Annotated in this window: 13 protein-coding genes; 3 read left to right on the top strand and 10 right to left on the bottom strand. The window is 67.2% G+C overall.

What is annotated here, in order from left to right; translation table 11 throughout:
* Window positions 1–17 precede the first annotated feature (17 nt).
* The 5 genes from CFB41_RS23620 to CFB41_RS23600 all read right to left on the bottom strand — a co-directional run bounded on the left by CFB41_RS23620 (window position 18) and on the right by CFB41_RS23600 (window position 4,340).
* On the bottom strand, window positions 18–410 hold the full coding sequence (locus CFB41_RS23620; protein ID WP_089458078.1) for a 5-carboxymethyl-2-hydroxymuconate Delta-isomerase: 393 nt from the start codon (window positions 408–410) through the stop codon (window positions 18–20).
* Window positions 411–443: 33 nt separating this feature from the next.
* Complete coding sequence (hpaD, locus tag CFB41_RS23615; RefSeq protein WP_089458077.1) at window positions 444–1,292, bottom strand: 3,4-dihydroxyphenylacetate 2,3-dioxygenase; 849 nt, start codon at window positions 1,290–1,292, stop codon at window positions 444–446.
* A gap of 111 nt (window positions 1,293–1,403) precedes the next feature.
* Entirely contained in the window at window positions 1,404–2,867 is a 1,464-nt protein-coding gene (gene hpaE, locus CFB41_RS23610) for a 5-carboxymethyl-2-hydroxymuconate semialdehyde dehydrogenase (RefSeq protein WP_089458076.1), read from the bottom strand.
* A 22-nt stretch (window positions 2,868–2,889) separates the two neighbouring features.
* The gene (locus CFB41_RS23605) at window positions 2,890–3,654 is read right to left on the bottom strand and encodes a fumarylacetoacetate hydrolase family protein (RefSeq protein ID WP_089458075.1); all 765 of its coding nucleotides are present in this window, start codon (window positions 3,652–3,654) and stop codon (window positions 2,890–2,892) included.
* Complete coding sequence (locus CFB41_RS23600; protein ID WP_089458074.1) at window positions 3,651–4,340, bottom strand: fumarylacetoacetate hydrolase family protein; 690 nt, start codon at window positions 4,338–4,340, stop codon at window positions 3,651–3,653. The genes CFB41_RS23605 and CFB41_RS23600 overlap by 4 nt, the downstream gene beginning before the upstream one ends.
* Window positions 4,341–4,492: 152 nt before the next feature.
* Between CFB41_RS23600 and hpaR the strand changes: the two genes are divergently transcribed.
* Window positions 4,493–4,933, top strand: coding sequence for a homoprotocatechuate degradation operon regulator HpaR (gene hpaR / locus CFB41_RS23595; RefSeq protein ID WP_089458073.1), 441 nt, complete (start codon window positions 4,493–4,495; stop codon window positions 4,931–4,933).
* A 55-nt stretch (window positions 4,934–4,988) separates the two neighbouring features.
* On the opposite strand, the gene CFB41_RS23590 is transcribed toward hpaR, so the two are convergent.
* Complete coding sequence (locus CFB41_RS23590; protein WP_089458072.1) at window positions 4,989–6,200, bottom strand: SDR family oxidoreductase; 1,212 nt, start codon at window positions 6,198–6,200, stop codon at window positions 4,989–4,991.
* A 637-nt stretch (window positions 6,201–6,837) separates the two neighbouring features.
* Between CFB41_RS23590 and CFB41_RS23585 the strand changes: the two genes are divergently transcribed.
* On the top strand, window positions 6,838–7,182 hold the full coding sequence (locus tag CFB41_RS23585) for a DUF3564 family protein (RefSeq protein WP_089458071.1): 345 nt from the start codon (window positions 6,838–6,840) through the stop codon (window positions 7,180–7,182).
* Window positions 7,183–7,599: 417 nt separating this feature from the next.
* Window positions 7,600–9,498 carry a penicillin-binding protein 2 gene (locus CFB41_RS23580; protein ID WP_089458070.1) on the top strand — a complete coding sequence of 633 codons (1,899 nt, stop codon included), beginning with the start codon at window positions 7,600–7,602 and terminating at the stop codon, window positions 9,496–9,498.
* A gap of 221 nt (window positions 9,499–9,719) precedes the next feature.
* Here the strand turns inward: CFB41_RS23580 and CFB41_RS23575 are convergent, their stop codons facing one another.
* From CFB41_RS23575 to CFB41_RS23560, 4 genes are all read right to left on the bottom strand, one after another.
* Window positions 9,720–11,438, bottom strand: a complete 1,719-nt coding sequence (locus tag CFB41_RS23575) for a cation:proton antiporter (RefSeq protein WP_089458069.1) — start codon at window positions 11,436–11,438, stop codon at window positions 9,720–9,722.
* Between the two features lie 209 nt (window positions 11,439–11,647).
* Window positions 11,648–13,060, bottom strand: coding sequence for a cytochrome c (locus tag CFB41_RS23570; RefSeq protein ID WP_089458068.1), 1,413 nt, complete (start codon window positions 13,058–13,060; stop codon window positions 11,648–11,650).
* Window positions 13,057–14,835: a GMC family oxidoreductase gene (locus CFB41_RS23565; RefSeq protein ID WP_089427650.1), complete on the bottom strand. Its 1,779-nt coding sequence runs from the start codon at window positions 14,833–14,835 to the stop codon at window positions 13,057–13,059. Before CFB41_RS23565 ends, CFB41_RS23570 begins: the two co-directional genes overlap by 4 nt.
* Entirely contained in the window at window positions 14,835–15,572 is a 738-nt protein-coding gene (locus CFB41_RS23560; RefSeq protein WP_039356908.1) for a gluconate 2-dehydrogenase subunit 3 family protein, read from the bottom strand. The genes CFB41_RS23565 and CFB41_RS23560 overlap by 1 nt, the downstream gene beginning before the upstream one ends.
* Between the last annotated feature and the right edge of the window lie 94 nt (window positions 15,573–15,666).

The following is a 15,666-nucleotide window of genomic DNA, read 5'->3' as shown; positions in this document are numbered from 1 at the left end:
CGGATCGGGAATGGGGTTCAGCCGGCCCGCTTGTAGCGGGCGTGGATGTTGTTGTGCTTGTACGAGCCGCTTTCGCTGAACTCGGTCAGTTCCATCGACAGCGCCAGGTAGCGTTTCGCGTACAACTCCGCGAAATGCGCCTTGATCGCGTCGAACAGGGCGTCGCACGCGGCCTTTTTCTGCTCGTCGGTACGGCCCGAGCCGATCTTGAGCGTCACGTGGACGAATGCGTCGTCCCCCGTGCCGTCGGCCACGCAATAGTCCTGCAGCTCGATCGCGCGCGAGCGGATGCCGCCCGTCGGGAACACGCCGCCCTGCGCGATCAACGTAGCGTTGATCGTGCGCAGCAGCACGGGAAGACGTGCGTCGTCGCGGATGTTCGCGGTGTATTCGACGACGATATGGGGCATGGCTGGTCTCCTGTCGAATGCGTGGCGAAGCGTTCAGGACAACGGAAAGATCGCGTTGATCTGTCCGGTGCCCGAACTTGCAAAGTAGTCGGTGACGATCTCGACAGGCTTGTCGTAGCGATCCCAGCCGAGCAAGCCGAGCAGCATCGCGGTGTCGTGCATCCCGCCTTCGCCGTGGCAATGCGTGTTGTACTCGGGCAGCATCGCGCAGAAGGTCTTGAAATCCCCCTGCTTCCACAGCTCGACCACGCGCAGGTCGACCTGCCGGAAGAATTCGCGGCTGATCTCGTGAATCGATTCCTCGGGGCTGCCGTTGTCGTTGAAACGATGTGACAACGAACCACTCGCGAGAAATGCGACGTTCGAATCGCTCTTCTCGATCGCTTCGAGCAGCGCCGCGCCGAAGCGGCGGCTTTCGTCGAGCTGATGCCACATGCACCAGCCGGCGATCGACACGACCTTGAAGTGCTGGTCGGCGTTCATGTAGCGCATCGGCACCAGCGTGCCGTATTCGAGTTCGAGGCTGTCGATCTCGTGCGCGCGGGTCGCGATCCCGCGCTCGCTGGCCGTCTCGGCGATCAGCCGGCCGAGCGCCGGGTTGCCCGGATACGCGTACTGCATGTCGCGGATGAAATGCGGTAGCTCGTTGCTCGTGTACGTGCCCGAGAACTGCGCATTGCAGTTCACGTGATAGCCGGCGTTGACGAGCCAGTGCACGTCCGACACGACGATCGTGTCGACGCCGAGCGCACGGCAGCGCGCGCCGATCAGTTGATGGCCGCGGATCGCCGCTTCGCGGCAGCCGTGATGCCTGCCGGGCATTTCCGACAGGTACATCGACGGCACGTGCGTGATTTTCGCGGCGAGGGACAGTTTGCCCATCGTTCAAGTCTCCTGTCGGCCGGAGTTAGCGCTTTAGCGCTTACTCCAACCCCATGCTCGGCCAGCGTGCCGGCCAAGGAATCATTTGTGCTGCCAGACCACCCGCGCCCGTCACACGCCCCAGCGCGGAATATGATGCGAACCCATCGAAATGCACACGTTCTTGATCTCCGCGAACACCTCGAAACTGTATTCGCCGCCCTCGCGCCCGGTGCCCGATTCCTTCACGCCACCGAACGGCTGACGCAGGTCCCGCACGTTCTGGCTGTTCACGAACACCATCCCGGCCTCGATGCCGCGTGCGAGGCGATGCACCTTGCCGACATCCTGCGTCCAGATGTACGAGGCCAGCCCGTACGACGTGTCGTTCGCGAGCCGCAGCCCTTCTTCCTCGTCCTCGAACGGGATCAGGCACGCGACCGGCCCGAAGATCTCTTCCTGCGCGACGCGCATCCGGTTGTCGACGTCGGCCAGCACGGTCGGCCGCACGAAGTTGCCGTTGCGCAGATGGTCGGGCAGGCCCGCCGGCTTGTCCGCGCCGCCCGCGACCACGCGTGCGCCTTCCTGCTCGCCGATGCGGATATAGCCCGTCACCTTCTCCCAGTGCTGGCGCGTAATCATCGCACCGAGGTTCGTGGCCGGATCGGACGGATCGCCGACCACCAGGTTGTTCGCGCGGCGCGCGAATTCCTGCACGAAGCGGTCGTAGATCGTGCGCTGCACGAAGATCCGCGAGCCGGCCGTGCAGCGTTCGCCATTGATCGAGAAGATCGTGAACAGCGATGCATCGAGCGCGCGGTCGAAATCGGCATCGTCGAAGATCAGCACCGGCGACTTGCCGCCGAGCTCCATCGAATACTTCTTGAGACCGGCACGCTCCATGATCCGCTTGCCGGTCACCGTGCCGCCGGTGAACGACACCGCACGCACGTCGGGATGGCGCACGAGTGCATCGCCGGCCGTCGCGCCATAGCCCTGCACGACGTTGAGCACGCCGGGCGGAATGCCGGCTTCGAGCGCGAGGCGGCCGAGCTGGTCGGCCGTCAGCGGCGACAGTTCCGACATCTTCAGCACGGCCGTGTTGCCGAGCGCGAGACACGGCGCCGTCTTCCACGTCGCGGTCATGAACGGCACGTTCCACGGCGACACCAGCGCACACACGCCGACCGGCTGGTACAGCGTGTAGTTCAGCATCTGGTCGTCGACCGGATAGGTGCGGCCGTTCATCTGCACGCACACTTCCGCGAAGAAGTTGAAGTTCTCGGACGCGCGCGGAATCAGCTGCTTGCTCGTCTGAGCGATCGGCAGCCCGGTGTCCTGCGTCTCCAGCGCCGCGAGCATCGGCACGTTCTTCTCGATCAGCTCGCCGAGCTTGCGCATCAGCTTCGCGCGCTCCTTGGCGGGCGTGTTCGCCCATTTCGGGAACGCTGCCTTCGCGGCGCGCACGGCCGCGTCGACTTCGGCCTCGCCACCCGATGCGACGTCGGTGATGACCTCGCCCGTCGCGGGATTCAGCGTCGTGAACGTCTCGCGGCTCTCGACTTCGCGGCCGTCGATCCAGTGCTTGATGCTCATGCTCTCTCCTTGGGCGACCGGCTCAGCCGGCGCGATAGTAGTCTGCTTCGCCGACGATCGTGTTCACGAGCCGGCCAATCCCCTCGATCTCGGTCACGACCTCGTCGCCCGGCTTCGTGTCCGCCAGCCCCTCGGGCGTGCCGGTCAGGATCAGGTCGCCCGGCGAGAGCGTCATGAAGCCGCTGATGTGCTCGATCAGCGCAGGCACGTCGAAGATCATGTCGCGCGTGCTGCCGCGCTGCGTCTCCTGGCCGTTCACCGTCGTGCGCAGCGTCAGGTCGCCCGCATCGCCGATCTCGTCGCGGCTGACGAACCACGGCCCGAGCGGCGTGCAGGTGTCGCGGTTCTTCACGCGCAGGTTCGGACGGTAGTAGTTCTCGAGATAGTCGCGGATCGCGTAGTCGTTCGCGACCGTATAGCCGGCCACGTAGTCGAGCGCCTGCGCGCGGCTCACGTTGCGCGCGGGCCGGCCGATCACGACGGCGAGCTCGCATTCGTAATGCATGTGAGTGGCATCCACCGGGCGCACGGTGCGCGACCGGTGGCCGATGAACGTGTTCGGCCCCTTCAGGAAGATCAGCGGCTCGCTCGGCGCCTTGAACGCGAGCTCCTTCGCGTGGTCGGCGTAGTTGAGACCGAGCGCGAACGTCGTGCGCGGCGTGACGGGCGGCAGCCATTCGACCCGCTCTTCCGCGACGACGCACCCCGTATCGAGGCGGATCGCACCGTCGCCGGCCGGTTCGGCCGCATGCAGTGCGCCGTTGTAGATCACGCGCGCCGTCCTCATCGTGCTTCCTCCGCGATCAGCGTGTGCCGCAACGTGCCGAGGCCGGCGGCGGCAATCTCGATCGTGCTGCCCGCGCGGGCGCGCGGTGCGCCGCCGGCGACACCGAGCAACAGCACGTCGCCCGCGTCGAACGACATGAAGGCCGTCACGTCGGCGATCAATTCGCGCACGGGGCGAATCAGCGTGGCCGTCGAGGCAGATACGGCCACCTCGCCGTCGATCCGCACGCTCAGGCCGATCGCGTCGACATCGCCCAGCGCAGAGGCCGGCACGATGGCCGGGCCCAGCGGGCAGAAGCCGTCGCGGCACTTGAAGCGCACGGCCGGACGGTAGTAATCGGGATGCGGCACCGACACGTCGCTCGCGAGCGTGAAACCGTGAAGGTAGTCGAGTGCCTGTACGGCCGGCACGCGCGTCGCGCGCCGGGAGAACACGACGGCCACCGACGCGCCGATCTCCAGCGCGTCGACACCGGCGGGCACGACGACGGCCGCGCCGTCGCTCGCATGCGTGTTGGCGGGCTTGATGTACAGGATCGGCGCCTGTGGCGGGCGGCCGTAAGGCGGTGCGTTCACGGCATCGCCGAGCGCGTCGAGCGCCGCGCGCTCGTTGAGCAGCGCACCGTAGACGGTACCGATGGCGACCGGCAACGGCGGCGCCGCGGCGGTCGTGCAAGACAGCTCCATGCGTCATTCCCCTGCCGCGCGTCGCGGCGCATCGTCAATAGTTAATATCTTAAGTAAACAATCGAACGCTGGCAACCTCGATTACCCTGATAGGCGAAATTCACTACCCGCGGCTGTTAAGATTGATGCGTCCCCGTCCTCTGCTCTCCCCGATGAACCGTACGCTCGACCACCGCAACCTGGCCATGCTGCTGCTCGAGGCCCGCGAAACGCTGATGGGTCTGTTTCGGCCCATTCTCAAGGAATTCGCGCTGACCGAACAGCAATGGCGCATCATCCGCGTGCTCGACGGCGAACCGGCTCAGTCGCTCGAAGCGGGACAGATCGCACGACGCTGCTGCATCCTGAGCCCGAGCCTGACGGGCGTGCTGGAACGGATGGAGCGCGACGGCCTGATCACGCGCACGCGCGCGCAGGAAGATCAGCGCCGGCTGCTGGTCAGCCTGACACCGCAAAGCAGGAAACTGGTCACGGAAATCGGTCCGCGGATCGACGAGCAGTACCGGCAGCTCGAATCGCGGTTCGGCCAGGACGGCCTCGAAGACATCTATCGCGCGCTCGACCGGCTCATCGAGCTCGGCGGTAACACGTGAAAACGGCGCCCGTTCCCGCCAGCCGCGGGAACGGGCGCCGGTGCGGCACGGGCGATCAGTGCACCGTGCCGCGCATCAGTTCGGTCACGGCCACGCCGCGCGACGTGCGCATGCATTCCTCGACGTAATCGAGGAACGGCAACGGCTCGAAATCGATTTCGTCGCGCACGCGGCGGTTGTCGAACACGCGATCGACCGTCGCGAATTCCCCGCAGCGCTGCAGTGCCCGGCCGATCACGCGTTCGAGTGCCGGATCGGTCCGCCCCAGCACATCGCGCACCACGAGCGGCAACTCGGCCGGCGCACATGCCGCGTAGCGCGGCGCGCCCGTCATCCCCGCCGCCTCGTCCATCGCACGCACGATCTGCGCGACCTGCGGTGCCTCGTCGCCGGCCGACACGTGATACAGGTCGTGCGCGAGCGTCGGCTTGACGGCCAGCAGCATCGTTGCACGCGCCACGTCGTCCACCGACACGATGTCGATGCGCGTCATCGGCCGCGCGGTGAAGCGGCGCGCGGCATGCGCGAGCCGGAACATCCAGAACGAATTCGGCGCGGGCCGCGTACCGAGCACCGTGTGGCCGACCACATGCGACGGCCGCACCACGACGAGCGGCAGCCCGAGCGCCCGCAGCCGCTGCTCGGTCTCGGCCTTCGCATGCAGGTAGTCCGCCGCGAGCACCGCACCCGGCAGGCCTTCTGCGTCGCGCGCGCCGTCGTTCGCCGCAGCGGCCGCTGCTTCTTCCTGCACGATCCCGCCGCGGCCCGCATGCGCATAGGCCGTGCCGACGTACACGAAGCGCTGCAGGCGCGGCGCCCGGGCGAAGCGTTCGGCGAAGCGCACCGCATCGGCGATGTCGGCCCGCAGGTGCACGCCGTCGGCCGGCGACGCATGGCCCGCGCAATGAATCACGTGCGTCGCGGCGGCGAGGCGCGGCGCGTCGGCGCCCTGCCACACGTCGCCGAGCGCACCGACGACCACGTTCGCATCGGTCAGGCGCGACGCCCAGTACGGCGCCAGCCCCGCGCGCAGCGCCGCTTCGCGCAGCCGCGCGACGGCGTGGCCGCGATCTTGCGCCCGCACGACGCAGACGATGCGCTCGAGCAGCCCCGCATTGACGAGCGCCGTCAGCACGGTACTGCCGATGAAGCCGGTTGCGCCGGTCAGCACCAGCCGCCCGACGTTCGCCGCCGCGACCGGTGCGCTGGCCGGCGACACGAGGCTCGTCCGCCAGTTGAGCGACAACGCGGTTTTCCAGATCAGCACGATAGTCTCCTTCGAAGAGTCGGCCGGGCGGCGCGACGCCCGCGGTTGCGGGCTGCGCACGGCTCACCGGCCGGGCCGGGGCCTGACGCGCCCCCGGCAGTCCCGATCGGGCGTGCGGCCCGCGATCGCGTCGATCGCGTCTCTGGCACGAGGCGGCGGCAGCCGCCGAGGACGGGCGTCCGCGGCGCTAGATCGGGAAGATTCCAGTGTGGGGCCCGACCGCAGGCAAGTCTGTCCCGAAAGTTTCGTGAAAGTGTGCCGATTTGTATGGGATTGTCGGAGTGTGTCGTACCGGGCGCGCCGTCAACATCCCGCAACATCCGCTCGGCCCGCGCTCCGACGGTGCGGTGCCGCCCGGGTCGACCCGGTCATGCGCGACAGATCGACGCGCCTCGCGGGCATGTCATCCCATGTCTCGATGATCGACCCTCCCCCATCGGCACCGCGATCGCCGGTACGCGCGTGTTGGCGGGTGCCCGGTCGGAATAACCATGAATCGTCAGACGTCGTTCCATCTGAAATCGCAATGGACTCAATATGAATTTATTGCGGATTATCACTTGCGTTTCACACCAGTCTATCTAGACTGATCAAGTCAAAACGGTCGAATGTGTCATTTTTTTAGGAGACGATCACAATGCGCCTCACCATTCGGATTAATGGCAGCGAATCGGCAACCCGGCACGCGTTCGCGGTACTGTGGGTCGATACCGACGAGGGCCTGTGGTCGCGCGAGGCACATCAAGGCATGGATCTTCCGACCTGGGGCAAGGTCCGCGACGTCGAGGGCGCCATGGCGCTCTGCGCGGCCGACGGCGGGAATGCCGTGTGCCAGTTGAAGGGACTGTCGTTCGATGCGATGCAGCGCGAACAGGGCCCCGCGGTGCTCGCCGGCAATCACCCCGGCGCGTGGCGACTGCAGGCTGTCGATCGTTGCACGAGCGAACCGGAATACCGGGAATTCATTTCCGTCGCCCGATAGAAACTATCGATGTAATTCGTCTGCGGTTTTCGGGTTTATTCCGGTTTCAGCGATATTCATTTCGATATTCAGCATTAACGGCGCCCCATTCCGGGGCGTTTTTCATTTCACGGTTTAAAGAAATAACCGCGCGCCGATCAATTGATCGCACACCGGAGGATCGGCGTCGATCCATACCTGAAATCCCTGCTCCCGTTCTGCACGTCGCGAGTCACCCGGAGTTTCATCGTCAGCGGCTCCGGGAAAATGCCGCTCCCGCCGCGCCGTTCCCCCTTTTTCACCCGCTGTGCGAGCGCGCCGATACCGGTATTTTCTCGGGGCCGGAACATACTTTCCCCACACGGCGTTTACTCCTTTATTACAATCGCATTATTCAGACTCACTCGCCGCCTCCGGGCGGCCCGACCCGGCCATTGCATGAGCGTGAAAAAGAAGACCCACCCCGCCGATCCGTACGCGGCCGCGACCAAAAATCCGATGCTCGCGTCGCGCCTGCCGATGTGGCGCTCGAAGCTGATCGTGATCATCGTGTTCCTCGCGTTCGCCGCGCTGATCGGCCGCGCCTTCTGGGTGCAGGTCGCGAACAAGGAGTTCTACGTCGGCCAGGGTCAGAAACGCTACCAGCGCACGATCGAGCTCGACGCGACGCGCGGGCGCATCGTCGACCGCAACGGCGCGATGCTTGCCGTCAGCCTGTCGACCTATGAAATCTGGGCGAACCCGAAACAGGTCGCCGACACCGACTACCCGCAGATCTCGAAGCTGCTCGACATGCCGCTCGCCGAGGTCAAGCGGCGCCTCGGCAACGACAAGACGTTCGTGCTGCTCAAGCGGCAGGTCGACGCGGACACCGCGGGCAAGCTCGACAAACTCGCGATCGACGGCATCACGCAGATCGCCGATTCGAAGCGTTTCTACCCGGAAGGCGAATCGGCCGCGCACGTGGTCGGCTTCACGAACGTCGAGGACAAGGGGCAGGAAGGCGTCGAGCTTGCCGCGAATGCGCGCCTGGTGGGCACGTCCGGGCAGCGCGAGGTGATCCGCGACCGGCTCGGCCGCATCGTGTCGGACACGCGCCCGCTCGTCCCGGCGCAGCACGGCGCGACGATCGAACTGACGATCGACCGCCGCATCCAGCAGCTCGCGTTCAGCCAGCTCAAGGCCGCCGTGGTCGAGAACAACGCGGTGGCCGGCAGCGTCGTGGTGCTCGACGCGCAGAACGGCGAGATCCTCGCGCTTGCGAACTACCCGACCTTCGACCCGAACGACCGCGCGCGCCTCACCGGCCAGCAGTTGCGCAACCGCGCGGTGATCGACACGTTCGAGCCGGGCTCGACGATCAAGCCGCTCGTCGTCGCGCTGTCGATCGACGAGCGCAAGGTCACGCCGAACACGATCATCAACACGTCGCCGGGCACCTACAAGATCGGCCCGGCCGTGATCCACGACACGTCGAATCACGGGTCGCTGACGGTGTCGCAGGCGCTGCAGAAGTCGAGCAACGTCGCGCTCGCGAAGCTCGCGCTGAACCTGCCTGCCGAAACGATCTGGAACAAATACCAGGAATACGGCATCGGCCGCGCACCGGAACTCACGTTCCCGGGCGTCGCGTCGGGCCGGCTGCGCGGCTACAAGCGCTGGCGGCCGATCGAGCAGGCGACGATGGCGTACGGCTACGGCCTGTCGATGTCGCTGCTGCAGATCGCGCAAACCTACACGGCCTATGCCGGCGACGGCACGCTGCACCCGGTGTCGCTGCTGAAGAACGGCACCGACCAGCAGACGATCGACGCGCATCGCGGCCACCGCGTGACGTCGTCGCAAACGGCCGCGGCGATCCGTTCGATGCTCGAGATGGCGGTCGGCGAAGGCGGCACGGGGCGCCGCGCGCGCGTCGACGGCTACCGGATCGGCGGCAAGACGGGTACCGCGCGCAAGCAGGTTGGCGCGACCTATGCGAAGGGCAAGTACCGCGCGCTGTTCGCCGGGATGGCGCCGATGAGCAACCCGCGCCTGATCGTCGCGGTGATGATCGACGAGCCGCGCGGCAAGGGCTACTACGGCGGCACGGTGGCCGGCCCGGTGTTCGCGTCGGTCACGAGCGGCTCGCTGCAGTTGCTCGGCGTGCCGCCCGACGCGCCGGTCGAGCCCGAGAAGACGCCGCCGGCGAAGGCCGTTGCGCCGCAAAAGACGGTGGCTGCACCGAAAGCGTCGGCGACGCAGGCCAAAACAGCCGCTGCGCCGAAAGCCGCCGCATCCCTGAAGACTGCCTCGCCATCGAAAGCGCCGGCGCAGGCAAATACGGCGGCGGGTTGATCGGCGCAGCCCGCGCGACGCGCCGCCGTCCCGGCGCGCGCGTCACGCTCCGACGGCCTCGTCACGGCCTCGGACTTCCCGGTCATCGGGCACCGTCATTCGATCCAGGAACGCAGCGCATCATTTGAGCGTTCCCGCCGTCGCCTCCAGCCATTTTTACGCGCCTCGGCCCGCCCGGGCCGCCGCGCCCTGCCCGGTACGCGGCGCGATGCCGCGCGCCGTCAATGCGACGCTGCGACCGCCGGCTTCGTCATCCTGCCGAGCACGTGCTCGGTCATCCCGCGCGCCAGTTCGGACTCCCCCATGAACACGATGCCGATCCCCTCGCTCGACAACAGTGCGGCCTCGTCACCGCTGTTCGTGCACAGCACGACCTCGAGCGCCGGATTCAAGGTGCGCGAGATCTCGACGATCTGCCGCACGTCGAACACGTCGGGCAGCGTGACGACCAGCATCCCGGCGCGCGCAATATGCGCCTGCACGAGCACGATCGGCTCGATCGCGTCGCCCGACACGGCCGCGACACCTTCCGCACGCAGTTTCTCGACGAGCTCGCGATTCTGCTCGACGACGACATACGCGATGCCGCGCTCGTCCAGCGCGTGCGCGATTCGAGTACCGACCTTGCCGTAGCCGACGATCACGACCTGCCCGGTCAGGTGCGTCTGCGGCGTCGACATCGGCAGCGCGGCGAGCGGATCGTCGCGGGCCTCGAGCTTGCGCGCGAACGCCGAATGCTTGCGGATCCATGCGAGCGCCGGATCGATCATCGCGAACAGCAGCGTGTTCATCGCGATCGAGATCAGCGCGACGGCCAGAATCAGACTCTGCCCCTCGGCCGACAACAGCCCCAGCGCACGGCCGAGCCCGGCGAGGATGAACGAGAACTCGCCGATCTGCGCGAGCCCCGCGCCAACCGTCAGCGCGGTATTCAGCGGATAGCGGAACGCGATCACGAGCGCGACCGCCGCGAGCGTCTTGCCGATCACCACGATCCCCGCGACCTCGATCACGTGCAGCGGCTCCGCGAGCAGGATCTTCGGGTCGAACAGCATCCCGACCGAGATGAAGAACAGCACCGAGAACGCATCGCGCAGCGGCAGCGTCTCGTCGGCCGCGCGCCGGCTGAATTCCGACTCGCGCATCATCATCCCGGCGAAGAACGCGCCGAGCGCGAACGACACGTCGAACAGCTTCGCCGCGCCGAACGCGATGCCGACCGCGGCCGCGATCATGCACAGCGTGAACAGCTCGCGCGAGCCGGTGCGCGCGACGAGCCACAGAATGCGCGGAAACACGCGCTTGCCGACCACCAGCATCAATGCGATGAACGCCGCGACCTTCAGCATCGTGACGCCGAGCGTGCCCCACACGCTGCCGCCGGCCGCCTGCGCGTCGCCGGGCGGCGTGCCGCCGAGCAGCCCCGCGACGGGCGGCAGCAGCACCAGCACGAGCACCATCACGAGATCCTCGACGACGAGCCAGCCGACCGCGATGCGCCCGTTGACCGTCTCGACCAGCCCGCGCCCTTCGAGCGCACGCAGCAGCACCACCGTGCTCGCGACCGACAGCGCGAGCCCGAACACGAGCGCCGCGCCGACGCTCCAGCCCCACGTGAGCGCGAGCCCGCCGCCGAGCAGCGTGGCCACCGTAATCTGGACGATCGCGCCCGGCAGCGCGATCTTGCGCACCGCGAGCAGATCGCCGAGCGAGAAATGCAGGCCGACGCCGAACATCAGCAGCATCACGCCGACTTCGGCGAGCTGCTGCGCGAGCGACAGGTCGCCGACGAAGCCGGGCGTGCCGGGGCCGATCACGATCCCGGCAAGCAGATAGCCGACGAGCGGCGGCATTTTCAACAGCGACGCGAAATAACCGAAGACCATCGCGAGACCGAAACCGGCCGCGAGCAACGCAATCAGGCTGACGTCATGAGGCATCCCCCCTCCCGAAGTTCTTGTAACTATTTAGTAAGGTTCAAGAACGAAAGGATAAGGGATGAGGCGGAAAAATGGCGCGCCGCCGCGAAAATTTCACGTATTGGCGCGCCTTTGCGGGGTGCAACCCCCGGCGAAACAAAAGGCGCCGCGCGGAACCGGCGGCGCCTTGATGCACATCGGACAGGCGGGGCCGGCGCCCCGCCGCCCCGTCAGCGCGACGCTTGCGGGAACCGCGCGCCGGGCGGCGGTTCGGGCCGGGTCGACGGCACGCTCTTGCGCACCTTCGCAACCTGCGCGGCCGTCACGGCAGCCCCCGTGTTGCCCCAGCTCGTGCGCACGAAGTTGGACACGTCCGCGACTTCCTGGTCCGACAGGCGCCAGCCGAACGGCGGCATCGTGAACGTCGACGGCGCGGTGCGCGTACCCTGCAGCGCGCTGCCCTCCAGCACGACGTGGATCAGCGAGGTCGGATCGTCGCCCTGCACGACCGGGTTGCCTGCCAGCGCCGGGAACACGCGCGTGTAGCCGTGGCCGTCGCTGCGGTGGCAGGCCATGCAGTTGTCGCGATAGACGGCCGCGCCCGGCTTGCTCGCGTCACCGGTCTGCAGCGCCTTCGCGGCCGCCGCGTCGTACACGTGCGGCTGCTCGCCCTGCACGCGCGGCGGCAGCGTCTTCAGGTAGCGCGCGATCGCGTTCAGGTCGTCGTCGGTCATGTGCTGCATGCTGTGGCCGACCACGTCCGTCATCCCGCCGAACGCGGCCGTGCGCAGCGTGCGGCCCGTCTTCAGGAACTGCACGATCTCGGTTTCCGTCCACGTGCCGAGGCCCGTGCGCGGCTCGCCGCGCAGGCTCGTCGGCACCCAGCCGTCGATCGCCGCGCCGCCGGCCAGGAAGTCCGGGCCATCCGCGTCGGTCAGCCCGCGCTCCTGCATGGTCGGCGCGCGCGGCGTATGGCACGCGCCGCAGTGGCCGAGACCCTGCACGAGATACGCCCCGCGCGCGACCACCGGATCGGTGTACGGCGCCGCGTCGAACGGCTTCGGCGTCGGCGCGAACATCTTGCGCCAGATCCCGAGCGGCCAGCGCATCGACAGCGGCCACACGATGTCGACCGCGCGGTTCTCGTGCTCGACGGGCGCGACGCCATGCATGAAGTACGCGTACAGCGCCTTCATGTCGTCGTCGGTCAGGCGCGCGTAGGACGGGAACGGCATGGCCGGATACATCGTGTCGCCGTTCTTGCGCACGCCTTCGCGCACCGCACGCGTGAAGTCCTCGACGCTCCAGCCGCCCAGGCCCGTTTTCGGGTCCGGCGTGATGTTCGTCGAGTAGATCCCGCCGATCGGCGTGTCGAATTTCAGCCCGCCCGCGAACGGCTTGCCGCCGCTCGCGGTGTGGCACGCGATGCAGTCGCCTGCCCGCGCGAGATATTCGCCGCGCTTGATCAGGGCCGCGTCGGCGGATTGGGCCGCAGGTGCGGCCGCAGGGCCGGAAGCCGCCGCGGGAGTGGCGGGCTGCGCGAACGCCGCCGTGCCCGCAAAGCCGAACGCGGCCCAGGCCGCACCGGCCGCCAGCGCGCGCGACATCCGGCGCGCGACGTTGTGGTTCATCGTCCTCTTCATGCGGTCACCAGCGGGGCGGGATTTTTCAGGTATTGCTCGCGGATCGCACGTGCCGACCAGTAGGCCAGCGCCGCGATGATCCCGGTCGGGTTGTAGCCGATGCCCTGCGGCAGCGCCGATGCGCCCATCACGAACACGTTGTGCACGTCCCAGCACTGCAGGTAACGGTTCAGCACGCTCGTCTTCGGGTCGGTGCCCATGATCGCGCCGCCGACGAGGTGAGTCGTCTGGTACGCGCGCGAATCGAAGTGCTTGCCGAACTCGCGCGTCGATACGCTGATCGCCTTCGGCCCCATCGCCTCCGCGATCTTCTTCATCTGCCCGGTCACGTACTGCGCCATCTTGATGTCGTTGTCCTTCCAGTCGAAGGTCATCCGCAACAGCGGCTGGCCGTACGAATCGCGATAGGTCGGATCGAGGTCGAGGTAGACGTCGCGGTACGACATGTTGGTGCCGTGCGCGTCCATCGAGATCGTATGCGCGTAGTTGTCCTTGACCGCCTTCTTCCACGCCGAGCCCCACTGCGGCGTACCGGGCGGCGTCGCGATGCCGCTGATCGGCTTCACGCCGGCCTGGTTCACCCACAGCGGCGAGCCGCCGACGAAGCCGAGCGGGCCGTGGTCGAAGTTGTCCGCGTTGAAATCGTCCACCGCGACGCCGTTGCCGCCCGCGCCGATGAACGGATTCGTGTAGGTGTCCTTGTCGAAGAACGCCTTGATCGTCGACAGGTTCTGGTACGCGAAATTGCGGCCCACGACACCTTCGCCCGAGATCGGGTCGTACGGCTTGCCGATGCCCGAGAGCAGCAGCAGGTGCACGTTGTGATACTGGAACGCGGCCACGATCACGAGATCGGCCGGCTGGTGCACTTCACGCCCGGCCGGGTCGACGTAGGTCACGCCCGTCGCGCGCTTCTTCGTATCGTCGAGGTCGACGCGCAGCACGTGGCACTTCGAGCGCAACTCGAAGTTCGGCGCCTGCTTCAGCGCGGGCAGGATGTTCAGGTTCGGCGACGCCTTCGAGTACATGTAGCACGCGTAGCCGCTGCAGTAGCCGCAGAAGTTGCACGGGCCCATCTGCACGCCGTACGGGTTCGTGTACGGCCCGGACGTGTTCGCCGACGGCAGCCGGTACGGATGCAGGCCGAGCGACTTGGCGGCATCGGAGAAGCGCTGCGCCGAATAGGTATTGAGCTGCGCGGGCAGCGGGAAGTTGTCGCTGCGGTTCGCCTCGAACACGTTGCCGTCGCCGACCACCTTGCCGCCGACCTTGTACGCCTGCCCCGACGTGCCGAACACCTTCTCGGCGAAGTCGAAATGCGGCTCGAGCTCCTCGTAGGTCACGCCCGTGTCCTGGATCGTCATCCCTTCGGGGATGAACTTCTTGCCGTAGCGCTCTTCATAGTGGCTGCGCAGGCGCAGCTCTTCCGGCGTGATCCGGAAATGCACGCCCGACCAGTGCAGCCCCGCGCCGCCCACGCCTTCGCCCGGCAGGAACGCGGCGAGCTGCCGGTACGGCAGCGCGGTGTCCTGCAGGCCGTGGCGGATCGACACGGTCGTCTTCGACAGGTCGAGGAACAGCTTCTTGCGGATGTTGTAGGTCAGCTCGTCGATCGTGTTCGGATACGCGCCGTCCGGATAGGTGTCGCGATACTCGCCGCGCTCGAGCGCGACCACGTTCAGGCCCGCTTCGGTCAGTTCCTTCGCGAGAATCGCGCCGGTCCAGCCGAAGCCGACGATCACCGCATCGACATGCGGCTTTTTCTCTGCGGCCATCAGCTGCGCTCCCCGTTGATCGAGACGGGGCCGTACGGATACGACTTGCCGTTCTGGTTGACGAAATCCATGAAGTCCGCGCGCGCGCCCGGAAAGCCGATCATCTTCCACGCGGCCATGTCGTGATTGCCGCCATGCACCGGATCGCAGAAGTAACCTTCGCGCGTGTTCTGCAGCAACTGACCGAAGAACACGCCGGGCGGCACGTCGTCGATCTGCGCGCCGCCCTTCTCCAGCGCGCCGAGCACGGTGTCGCGCGTCGGCGCGTCGAGATCCGCGAACGCCTTGCCGTGGGTCTTCTCGCAATAACGGTTGACCGCCGCGATACCGAGCCGGTAAATGTCGCGCGGCACCAGCTTCAGCTGGTAGCCGAGCTCGGGCACGCCTTGCTGGAACGGCCCCTGCATGTACCAGGTCGCGCCGTGCGCATACGGCGTCTCCATCTGGCGGTCGATGAATTCGGGCACGCCCGATTCGAGCGCGCCGGGGCCTTCGGCGTCGGCCGGAATCAGCCGGTCGACCGCGGCCTGGACGAACGCCCATTCCTTCGCATCGAAGAAGGTCGGCTTGTACGGCGCGCGTTCGGCGTTGGCCGATGCACCGGGCGCGTTGCCGGTCGTCGCGGAAGGCGACGACGAACGCAGGTCGCAGCCGGCGACCGACGCGATCGGCACGAGCGCGACCGACGTGCGCAGGAAACGGCGGCGCGAGTTGGGTTTGTCAGGTGGCGTGGACATGGTCGGATGTTGATCGTTGGGGATCGGGGCCCGGACGCGCGCACTCCGCATGCGACATGCCCGGCATGGCAGCCATGCCGCATGCGGCTGGCCG

The organism is Burkholderia sp. AU33803, assembly GCF_002223095.1.
GTDB lineage: Bacteria > Pseudomonadota > Gammaproteobacteria > Burkholderiales > Burkholderiaceae > Burkholderia.
Note: the sequence above shows the minus strand (reverse complement) of the source record. Positions and strands in the feature narration are given on the sequence as shown.

Bases quoted from the DNA above. Each gene is read 5' to 3' on its own strand.
- CFB41_RS23620 (WP_089458078.1), bottom strand. From the start codon at position 410: ATGCCCCATATCGTCGTCGAATACACCGCGAACATCCGCGACGACGCA.
- hpaD (WP_089458077.1), bottom strand. From the start codon at position 1,292: ATGGGCAAACTGTCCCTCGCCGCGAAAATCACGCACGTGCCGTCGATG.
- hpaE (WP_089458076.1), bottom strand. From the start codon at position 2,867: ATGAGCATCAAGCACTGGATCGACGGCCGCGAAGTCGAGAGCCGCGAG.
- CFB41_RS23605 (WP_089458075.1), bottom strand. From the start codon at position 3,654: ATGAGGACGGCGCGCGTGATCTACAACGGCGCACTGCATGCGGCCGAA.
- CFB41_RS23600 (WP_089458074.1), bottom strand. From the start codon at position 4,340: ATGGAGCTGTCTTGCACGACCGCCGCGGCGCCGCCGTTGCCGGTCGCC.
- hpaR (WP_089458073.1), top strand. From the start codon at position 4,493: ATGAACCGTACGCTCGACCACCGCAACCTGGCCATGCTGCTGCTCGAG.
- CFB41_RS23585 (WP_089458071.1), top strand. From the start codon at position 6,838: ATGCGCCTCACCATTCGGATTAATGGCAGCGAATCGGCAACCCGGCAC.
- CFB41_RS23580 (WP_089458070.1), top strand. From the start codon at position 7,600: ATGAGCGTGAAAAAGAAGACCCACCCCGCCGATCCGTACGCGGCCGCG.
- CFB41_RS23575 (WP_089458069.1), bottom strand. From the start codon at position 11,438: ATGCCTCATGACGTCAGCCTGATTGCGTTGCTCGCGGCCGGTTTCGGT.
- CFB41_RS23570 (WP_089458068.1), bottom strand. From the start codon at position 13,060: ATGAAGAGGACGATGAACCACAACGTCGCGCGCCGGATGTCGCGCGCG.
- CFB41_RS23565 (WP_089427650.1), bottom strand. From the start codon at position 14,835: ATGGCCGCAGAGAAAAAGCCGCATGTCGATGCGGTGATCGTCGGCTTC.
- CFB41_RS23560 (WP_039356908.1), bottom strand. From the start codon at position 15,572: ATGTCCACGCCACCTGACAAACCCAACTCGCGCCGCCGTTTCCTGCGC.